This window comes from Herbidospora solisilvae (assembly GCF_009901565.1).
Classification (GTDB): Bacteria; Actinomycetota; Actinomycetes; order Streptosporangiales; family Streptosporangiaceae; genus Herbidospora; species Herbidospora solisilvae.
Genome location: NZ_WXEW01000003.1, coordinates 1 through 1,301, shown reverse-complemented (window position 1 = coordinate 1,301; position 1,301 = coordinate 1). Strand labels below are relative to the sequence as shown.

Here is a 1,301-nt window from a genome sequence, read left to right as displayed (position 1 = left end):
CCCGTGGCCACGACGCCGGCCAGAACGGTCCCGGCGAGCAGCTTGCCGATCGTGTGCACTGTTTCCTCCGTGTGTTGGTCGTCCGTGTTTCGGACGACGCTCACGCTAGGACCGGGGCAAGGGGCCGTTCTGCTCACAAAACCACACAAGCCATCGAGCGTGCATTAGTACACAAACCCACACCTCAGGCGCGAAAAGCGGTTGATCGGCTTCCCCCTTCCTGAGGAGGCTGCCGCCATGTGGTATCCCAAGATCGAGCAGCGCTTCGGCGACGGTCCGCTCCCCGGCGGCATCTGGGTGGCGGAAGAGAAGGTGCACGGAGCACACTTCGCCCTCGTCAGCGACGGGACCACCACCCGCCCCGCCGGACGGCGCGGAGTGCTGCAAGAGGAGCGCTTCGAAGCCTTCTTCGGCGTGACCCGGCTCTGGCCCTTCCTCGCCACCGCCGCGGCAGCGGCCGCCCGCATGGTGGGTGCCGAGCTGATCCTGTACGGCGAACTCGCCGGCGGCGGCTACTCGCACCCAGAGGTGGCGCCGATCTCGGAGCTGAACCCCGTCCAGACCGGCGTCTGGTACGGCCCAGACCTCCTCTGGCTCGCCTTCGACGGCGCAGTGCGAAGCGGCTCCGGCACGCGCTGGCTCGGCCGGGATGAGCTGGTCTCACTGGTCGAGCCGGTCGGCCTGTCGTGCGTGCCCGTGCTGGGCAGGGGTCGGCGACAGGACCTCTTGGACTTGCCCGCTGACTTCCCGTCTCTGGTTCCGCAGATGCTCGGCCTCCCGGAGGTCACCGACAACCGAGCCGAGGGCTACGTGGTGAAGCCCTCAGGACCGTGGGACACCGCCGTACGCGGGCCAAGGCCGGCGCTGAAGGTGAAGCAGCCCGGCTTCGCCGAAGACGCCCGCTATGACGGATCCCGCCCGTTCATCCCGCCCTCCGACGGGTTGCCCGGCTGGTTGCTGGCCGCCGCCGTGGAACGCCTGACCCCACCGAGGGCCGACGCGGCATGGAGCAAGCTTGGTCCGGGGGCGAGCGCGGCAGATCTCACCTCTGAGCTCGTCAACGACCTGCTGGCCGATCTCAGTGACGATCTGGGGGGCCTGGAGGAGTCCGAGTGGAAGCCGCTGGGAGCGACACTGACCCCCGCCGCCCACCTGCTGGTCAGCGCCCGGAAGGCGACGTATGTGCAGTAGTACGCACTAGACGCCTTGTGTGGTTTTGTGCGCAGAACGGCCCCTTACCCCGGTCCTAGCGTGAGCGTCGTCCGAAACACGGACGACCAACACACGGAGGAAACAGTGCA

General features: G+C 68.1%; 1 protein-coding gene. It reads left to right on the top strand.

Annotation, left to right across the window (positions count from 1 at the left end):
* Positions 1-237: 237 nt before the first annotated feature.
* Positions 238-1,191 carry an RNA ligase family protein gene (locus GT755_RS09505; protein ID WP_161479375.1) on the top strand — a complete coding sequence of 318 codons (954 nt, stop codon included), beginning with the start codon at positions 238-240 and terminating at the stop codon, positions 1,189-1,191.
* Positions 1,192-1,301: the final 110 nt, after the last annotated feature.